Source organism: Pseudemcibacter sp., assembly GCF_965661635.1.
Lineage (GTDB): Bacteria > Pseudomonadota > Alphaproteobacteria > Sphingomonadales > Emcibacteraceae > Pseudemcibacter.
Window position 1 is genome coordinate 1 of record NZ_CBFIEP010000093.1, and the last position, 7,436, is coordinate 7,436.

8 protein-coding genes and 1 pseudogene are annotated in these 7,436 nt (G+C 37.3%); 3 read left to right on the forward strand and 6 right to left on the reverse strand.

The window, feature by feature from the left end; genetic code table 11:
* A pseudogene (locus ACTF6W_RS06585) lies at positions 1 to 890 on the forward strand (NAD(P)-binding protein); the annotation flags it as partial.
* A 16-nt stretch (positions 891 to 906) separates the two neighbouring features.
* Here ACTF6W_RS06585 and ACTF6W_RS06590 read toward each other — a convergent pair.
* The gene (locus ACTF6W_RS06590) at positions 907 to 1,272 is read right to left on the reverse strand and encodes a response regulator (RefSeq protein WP_438993750.1); all 366 of its coding nucleotides are present in this window, start codon (positions 1,270 to 1,272) and stop codon (positions 907 to 909) included.
* 1 nt (position 1,273) lies between these two features.
* Positions 1,274 to 2,842, reverse strand: coding sequence for a sensor histidine kinase (locus ACTF6W_RS06595; protein ID WP_438993751.1), 1,569 nt, complete (start codon positions 2,840 to 2,842; stop codon positions 1,274 to 1,276).
* A 175-nt stretch (positions 2,843 to 3,017) separates the two neighbouring features.
* Between ACTF6W_RS06595 and upp the strand changes: the two genes are divergently transcribed.
* A complete protein-coding gene (gene upp, locus ACTF6W_RS06600; RefSeq protein ID WP_438993752.1) occupies positions 3,018 to 3,647 on the forward strand; it encodes a uracil phosphoribosyltransferase in 630 nt (209 codons plus the stop codon).
* Positions 3,648 to 3,667: 20 nt separating this feature from the next.
* Here upp and ACTF6W_RS06605 read toward each other — a convergent pair whose 3' ends face one another.
* The 3 genes from ACTF6W_RS06605 to ACTF6W_RS06615 are packed head-to-tail and all read right to left on the reverse strand — an operon-like array spanning position 3,668 to position 6,540.
* The gene (locus tag ACTF6W_RS06605) at positions 3,668 to 4,660 is read right to left on the reverse strand and encodes an isopenicillin N synthase family dioxygenase (RefSeq protein WP_438993753.1); all 993 of its coding nucleotides are present in this window, start codon (positions 4,658 to 4,660) and stop codon (positions 3,668 to 3,670) included.
* Positions 4,661 to 4,673: 13 nt separating this feature from the next.
* The gene (locus ACTF6W_RS06610) at positions 4,674 to 5,603 is read right to left on the reverse strand and encodes a pseudouridine-5'-phosphate glycosidase (RefSeq protein WP_438993754.1); all 930 of its coding nucleotides are present in this window, start codon (positions 5,601 to 5,603) and stop codon (positions 4,674 to 4,676) included.
* On the reverse strand, positions 5,593 to 6,540 hold the full coding sequence (locus ACTF6W_RS06615) for a PfkB family carbohydrate kinase (RefSeq protein WP_438993755.1): 948 nt from the start codon (positions 6,538 to 6,540) through the stop codon (positions 5,593 to 5,595). The genes ACTF6W_RS06610 and ACTF6W_RS06615 overlap by 11 nt, the downstream gene beginning before the upstream one ends.
* A 105-nt stretch (positions 6,541 to 6,645) precedes the next feature.
* Here ACTF6W_RS06615 and ACTF6W_RS06620 point away from each other — a divergent pair, with 105 nt between their 5' ends.
* On the forward strand, positions 6,646 to 7,167 hold the full coding sequence (locus tag ACTF6W_RS06620) for a hypothetical protein (RefSeq protein ID WP_438993756.1): 522 nt from the start codon (positions 6,646 to 6,648) through the stop codon (positions 7,165 to 7,167).
* Between the two features lie 14 nt (positions 7,168 to 7,181).
* On the opposite strand, the gene ACTF6W_RS06625 is transcribed toward ACTF6W_RS06620, so the two are convergent.
* The coding region (locus ACTF6W_RS06625) for a diguanylate cyclase domain-containing protein (RefSeq protein ID WP_438993757.1) at positions 7,182 to 7,436 on the reverse strand (255 nt) is incomplete at its 5' end.

The following is a 7,436-nucleotide window of genomic DNA, read 5'->3' on the forward strand; positions in this document are numbered from 1 at the left end:
ATCTTATTCCAGATGCGATACCTGGTGAAACACTTGATGATATTTATACGGCGAAGGTTGATTATTCAAAACTTGATGTTGCATCACATCCAACAAGGCTAAGATTGAATAGCACAGCTGTAAAAGTTGCACATATTGGCGATATTGAATCAGCTAAAAATGTTAGTATCGACTATATGCAAGGGGGTAAGGCTTATAATGTGAAATCAAAAAATGTCATTATGGCATGTTGGCATAATGTCATTCCTTATATTTGTGATGATTTTTCTGATGAGCAAAAAGAAGCGATGCTTTATGGAATTAAAGCACCACGAGTATACACCAATGTTTTGCTTAGGAACGGCAAAGCGTTTGAAAAACTTGGTATCGGCTCGATTTCTTCGCCGGGACTTTATCATACGACAACCAGTCTTCATTTTCCATTTGAAGTAGGGGATTATGTTGCACCCAAAACAATGGATGAACCTGTGGTTGTTAAGATGCACCGTGCCCCTAATGCACCAGGTGAACTAAGGCGTGATCAATTACGCCTTGGACGCTATGATTTATTGAATACATCTTTTGAAACTTTCGAACGTAATATTCGTGATCAGCTACAACGTACTTTGGGGCCTGGTGGCTTTGACGCAGCACGCGATATTGCTGCCATTACGGTTAATAGATGGCCGCACGGAAATGCTTATGCCTATGATACCATTACGGAACCATATCATTGGGCAATGTATGCTACGGATGATCGCCCATGTGTAGTTGCAAGGCAGCAGTTAGGGCGAATTTCAATTGCCAATTCTGATGCGGACGCGAGTCCGTTTACGGATGCAGCGATTGATCAGGCACACCGCGCCGTTGGTGAAGTACTCGCTGATCAATATTTGATGACTACTGCCTAAGAATTAAATTTTTTTGTTAGAAGTACTGGCTATCAATATACTGTGAAATTCGAATTTCGAAATCTTCGGTGATTGGTTTAACGATAACGTCATCACAGCCTGATGATAGTGCTTTTTGAGTTTCATTCATCATTGCTGAAGCGGTTAAGCCGACAATTTTTCCTTCATATCCAAACCTCCTTAATTGCTGAATAGCATCATAGCCGTCCATAACAGGCATATGCATATCCATCAAAATAAGGTCATAATTATTTTCCATTGCTATATCAAAACCGACTTTACCATTGACGGCAAAGTCAATGTCATGTTCTGCAATTTCAAGTCTTAGTATAACGAGTTCACGAATATCTTCGTCATCATCAACTAATAAAATTTTTCCCATTTTAATCCTCAACAATTCTAGGAATTGTAAACTTGAATGTGGTTCCTTGATCTAATTCACTATTAACAGAAATTTGTCCATTATGTAATTCTATTAGTCGTTTTGTTATTGCTAACCCCAAACCACTGCCGCCTATGTTTCTTGTCGCTGATCCGTCAACTTGTGTAAACTGATTAAAAATATTCTTGATATCATCTTTGTTTATACCGTGGCCTGTGTCAGTAATACTGAATTCAACGAAATCTCCTTTAGAGACTGCCGCAACATTAATGCTACCCTCGTCGGTAAATTTAATAGCATTTCCAATGAGATTTATTAAAATTTGTGACATATGTCTTTCATCGGCATAGATCTGATCATCAGACGAGCTATAATTCAATGACAGTCCTTTATCTTTTGCACTTTTCTCAAATTGTTTGCATGTTTCAATAATTATTGGACGAATAGTTAAGACTTTTTGATCTATTTCCATCATATTGACTTCGATTTTTGATAAGTCCAACATGTCATTAATCAATGATAATAAATGCTTGCCGGATGCATCCATTTTATTTGTAAATTTTGAATATTCATTGAGTGACTTTTCTAAAAGGTCAGGGATAGCCTGATGCTCAAACCCTTTTTCTTTTAATGTGTCTAACATTTTTTTTGTTGCAGGTAATTTTTCAGGTTGTGATAACAGTGGCGTATAACCCAAAATAACGGTTAATGGGGTTCTAAGCTCATGGCTTATAATATTCAAAAATTCTGATTTTGTTCTATTTGCAATTTCGGCTTGTTGGTAAATATTATGCATATTGATTAGTAGGCCAATTAACATAAAGATATAACTGGTTATTTTAAGTAAGTGAGCCATATTAAATTCAAGGTCAAAAAGGTTTGCAGAATTTGACATATAGATCGCTTGACTAATAAATCCGATTATTAATGACATAATCAACCAAAATTCAAAGCCGCTATATTTCCACTGACCTTTTCTTATGTATCCGATAATAGCTAAGGCGAAGAAAACCGCCGGAAAATACTCCTCGGGTCGAGCAAATACTGTATCAGAGAAAAACCCTTCCGTAAGAGGAACAAATGCAAATAATATAAAGCTTGCGAGCGTTAAAGTAATAGAACTGATATAAACAATTTTTTCACTGAAAGGTTTTGCTAAGACAGATTTTTTTTCTCTTCTCCATGCGAGGAAACTTAGAAATAAATATATTGATAAGAACAAGCGTGAGGCTAACCAACTCCAGGGAATGAGAGACGTATTTTCCGACGGCATATAGGGGATAAAGAATTCCGAAGTAACAATGCCATGAAACCCATCTAAAAAAGCGGTACCTAAAAAGCCGGTTCCAATAAATAAAATAGTGCCTTCTTTTTTAGAATAATAGTTTACGAGAGCGAGGATGCCTATGAAAAGTGCCAGAACAGTAGCGCTCATTTCCATGATCGTATGAAATTCGGAATTACTTGGCCACTGGTTGTCACTAATTATAAAATACAGCAGACTTAATCCTAAGCCAACTGTGAATGCAGCTATGCGTCTGGCGCTATGATTGGTTGTTCCCGGTTCCATAGACTTCCTTGTTAAGGAATAATTTTATATATCTTTAGAATATATACTAAACACATCTTTAAATATATTGATAAAAATTATAATCAAAAGCAAAATGGTATGCTTTTATAGACTATTAGAAAGATCACTTGTAAGGTGGTTTTCGTAATTAATATTTCGGCCTTGGAGCAATAAAATGAGTAAAGCAAACCTTATAGTTCATCCTTTCATTCAGCATAAACTTACCATTATGAGAAAAAAGGAAACCCCACCAGCAATTTTCAGGGCCTTACTGCAAGAAATTAGTTTTTTAATGGGCTATGAAGTCACCAGAGATTTGCCGACAGAAGATGTTGAGATTGAAACGCCTGTAGCTAAGACATCCAAGCCGAAACTTGTCGGAAGAAAAATGTGCATACATTCAATTCTTCGGGCAGGGGATGGATTAATGAAAGGGTTGCTTGAACTTATCCCTACTGCAAAAGTAGGGCATGTTGGGCTTTACCGTAATCCGGATGATCTTCATGCGGTGGAATATTATTTTAAGGCGCCCCCAAATTTAGATGAAAGATTTAATTTGGTGGTAGATCCAATGCTTGCGACAGGTAATTCTGCTATTGCAGCTCTTGACCGTATTAAGCAGGCTGGTGCTAAAAATATTACGTTTATGTGTCTTCTCAGCGCACCAGAAGGCATAGAAGCCTTAAGTGATGCGCATCCAGATGTGCCGATTTATACGGCTGCTATAGATGAAAAATTAAATGAGAAAAGTTATATTGTCCCTGGACTCGGCGACGCAGGGGATAGAATTTTTGGTACGTTGTAAAAATTTTTAAAAACAGATACTTATACTGATGATTTAAACTTATTCATTAAGTATTCACCCGCTAAAACGGGATCGTATTTCGCAGGACTTTCATTATCGATGCAGGTTGGGATAGCCTTGATCATAGCGTCATAATTCGGGTTCATGAAATAAGCAATGGATTGACGTTTTAGTGACGATTTTCCTTTTACGCCCTCGGGCTCCACAACGCGGTGCAGTGTCGAAACCCATCGGTCATTTGTCCAATGTGCGAGTAAATCACCAATGTTAATTATATAAGCATCTTCAACTTTTGGGGCTTTAATCCAGCCTCCGTCAATTGATTTAACTTCTAGTCCACCGATCATAGGATCAGGATATAGTAAAGTAACACTGCCATAATCGGAATGGGCCCCTGCTCGTAATTGGCCAGGAAGCACTTTAGTTTTTAATGAAGGATAGTTTTGCGACCTTAAAGCGCTGATATGGTGAGTATGGTATTTAACAAAGAAATCTTTATCGAGGTTTAAAGCCGCGGCGAGCATTTCCATGACTTTAGCGCCCAATTGTTCCATAGCGTTATAATAAGCAACCCACTTTTCTTTAAAATTATTTGGTTTAATTGGCCAAATGTTGGGGCCATAAAAGAAATGAAAATCGTCTGTCGTTCTATGACCAGGCGGCGGTGATAAAGGACCGCTACTAAATGTTTCTTTACGGTCTGGTGGCGTAGCATCACCGAGTGTTTTTGCTAGCGTTTCCCCTTCTATTGGCAGATAGCCTCTAGGGCTTTCTTCTTCATTGGAAAGCGCTTTTCTTTTATCCTCTTCATTTTTTTTGAAAAAACTTTCTGCAGCAAGCCAAGCATCAATTCTGATTTTTTCAGGGACGCCGTGATTTTTAATGATTAAAAACCCGATTGAACGACAAATATCATCCACTTGTGAAGCTAAATTTTTACGCTCTTCTCCTGTTGAATTTAAAAATTCTTTTAAATCAACTATTGGTAATGTTTCGTGATTGGATATCGCCATCGAATTTCAACTATTAGAGTTTACATAATTCTGCAGCAATTTCCGCTGCTAATTTTGCGTTATTTAGAACTAATTTAATATTGGTATCTAAACTTTCCCCTTTAGTCTGTTCTGCAATTCTCGCCAGCAAAAACGGGGTTGTGTCTTTTCCGGTGATACCGCGTTTATTCATTTCTTGAATGGCTTCATTGATGGTTTTTTCAATATCATTTGGGTTTAGCGCGAATTTTTCAGGAACGGGGTTAGTGATTAATGCACCTCCATTTAAACCCATGTCGTATTTGGCTTTTAATGATGCTGCTATTTCATTGGCGGAATTGGCACGATAGTCAACACCATAACCGCTACTTCTGGCATAAAAGGCAGGTACATGATCCGTTTGATAGCCGACGACTGGAACGCCCATGGTTTCAAGGTATTCTAATGTACGGCCAATATCCAATATCGACTTTATCCCTGCACAAATTACACTGACATTCGTATTAGATAGTTCATTAAGATCTGCTGATACATCCATCGAGTTTTCACCGTCGCGATGTACGCCGCCAATACCACCAGTGGCAAACAAGGATATACCAGCAAGTTCTGAAATGATCATGGTTGCAGCAACTGTGGTTGCTCCGTCTTCACCGCGTGAAACAATGAATGGAATGTCTCGGCGGCTTGCTTTGGTAACCTCTAGCCCGCTTTTACCTAGATATTCTAATTCTTGATCGTTAAGCCCGACTTTTAATCGGCCACCAAGTATTGCAATAGTAGCAGGAATAGCGCCATTATCGCGGACCATTTGCTCGACTTCTTTTGCCGTTTCAACATTCTTTGGGTAGGGCATGCCATGAGAAATGATAGTGGATTCAAGCGCAACAATCGGTTTTCCTTGATCGATTGCAGTTTTTATTTCAGGTAATATGTCTAAATATTGCTCTGATAAATTAATTGTCATATTCGTGTTCCATTATTCTATTTATTTTTTTAATCGACATTTCTGGATTAATAGTATCAATGTGATTTAACGCAATAACTGCTGCTGCCATACCGAAATGAATAGATTTAATAATAGTCCATTCTTTTAGTAAGCCGTATGTAATGCCCGCCGTAAAGGCATCGCCCGCACCAGTAACATTGATGACTTTACAGTGTTGTTTTTGATGCGTTATTTTGGCACTGGTTTGATTTTCACTATAGAAAGCACCTTCTTCACCTAAGGTAATATAGACCCTTACCACACCACGTTGATGGAACCAATTAATGATTGCATTTAAATCATCTTCAATGCCGCTTAAGGCTTCAGCTTCTATTTTATTACATTTTAGTGAATGTATTCCCGAAAGATGTTTTTTGATTTTCATTGCCTTCACGGTTGATGCCGCATCAACAATAATTGGAACTTCTTTAAATCGATTAATGATATAAGAAAGCGTTTTTTCAGGAATATTTGTGTCCAGTACTATGACACTTGCTTTTTGAATAATTTCATTGTGAAGCTCAATATATTCAGGGGTAATATGATCGACAATCGCCATATCACTAATAGCAGATATCATTTCACCAGTATTATCAACTATGTTTAAATAGGTCGATGTTTTTTCATTTTCTAATTTAAGAATTTTATCAGTATTTATTCCTACTGCATTTGCTTTATTTACAAGTGAAATGCCAAAGCCGTCATTACCAACGGCCGTGATTAAGTGACATTTGCATTCAAGTAATGCAAGATTTTCTGCGATGTTTCTCGCAACGCCGCCGGCGCTCATGCTTATAATGCCTGGGTTTGAATCCTTTATTTTAAATGAATTAGATGCAGCACCACAAATATCCATATTTGCACTGCCAATCACGATGGCATAATGATTGCTATTAATATTATGGATGTTTGTCATATTTACACATTGATTAATTGATTTATAATTACGTTATTACAGAAATAAAAAATGTTCTACTACTAATATATTAACTTAGTGTTTTTTTGGGCTTTTAATAAATTCATGAATGAAAAAAACAGATTAGAAAATGAATTAAAAAAATTCGATGGTGTTGCGGTTTCACTTTTATCTGAGGCAAGAATAAAATGTCGCGATACGCCTGATTATTTTGATGAACTGATCCGCTTAAGTTTTGATCCAAGGGAAACAATTTCGGCAGGGGCTACTTGGATCATTAAAGCAGAGCTAGAAGAGGGAGGTACTCTTAAGTTAAATCAGATAGAAAAAATAGTAGCTTTACTAAATAATGAAATGCCTTGGCAATCAATGCTGCATATATGTCAATCCATTGAATGGATCCCTTTAACGCAAGAACAAGCAAACCGCTTTTTTCAATGGTCACAATCGCTGACCAATCATTCGCGGCCATTTTTACGGGTCTGGAGCTTACATGTTTTAGTCATTATTGGATCGAAATATAAAACTTTCCAAGAAGAGGCGATAAAGGCTTTGAAGAATGCACATGATGATAAAGCCGCCTCCGTAAGAGCGCGCGCGAGAAAATTACAAAAATTGTTAAATTAGATATTGATTGAATTTTAAGCAGAAAGAGATTTAAACACTTGGCCTTTGCCGTTTTCTATCGCTGCATATAAGGCCTTATATGCAATTTCTACCATTTCACTAACACTGATATTAGCATCATTACACTTAGCTAGCCCCGCACTTGCACCAACATTGACAATATAATTTTCAATCGATTTTGTGTTCTTGATATCTTGGATAATCAACTCCATACGTTTTGCCGTTGCTTCAATATCATCAGAATTTCTGAATATTATAGCAAATTCATC

Excerpts from the sequence above, each read along its gene's own strand:
- ACTF6W_RS06595 (WP_438993751.1), bottom strand. The coding sequence starts at position 2,842 with ATGGAACCGGGAACAACCAATCATAGCGCCAGACGCATAGCTGCATTC.
- ACTF6W_RS06610 (WP_438993754.1), bottom strand. The coding sequence starts at position 5,603 with ATGACAATTAATTTATCAGAGCAATATTTAGACATATTACCTGAAATA.
- ACTF6W_RS06615 (WP_438993755.1), bottom strand. The coding sequence starts at position 6,540 with ATGACAAACATCCATAATATTAATAGCAATCATTATGCCATCGTGATT.
- ACTF6W_RS06620 (WP_438993756.1), top strand. The coding sequence starts at position 6,646 with ATGAATGAAAAAAACAGATTAGAAAATGAATTAAAAAAATTCGATGGT.
- ACTF6W_RS06605 (WP_438993753.1), bottom strand. The coding sequence starts at position 4,660 with ATGGCGATATCCAATCACGAAACATTACCAATAGTTGATTTAAAAGAA.
- upp (WP_438993752.1), top strand. The coding sequence starts at position 3,018 with ATGAGTAAAGCAAACCTTATAGTTCATCCTTTCATTCAGCATAAACTT.
- ACTF6W_RS06590 (WP_438993750.1), bottom strand. The coding sequence starts at position 1,272 with ATGGGAAAAATTTTATTAGTTGATGATGACGAAGATATTCGTGAACTC.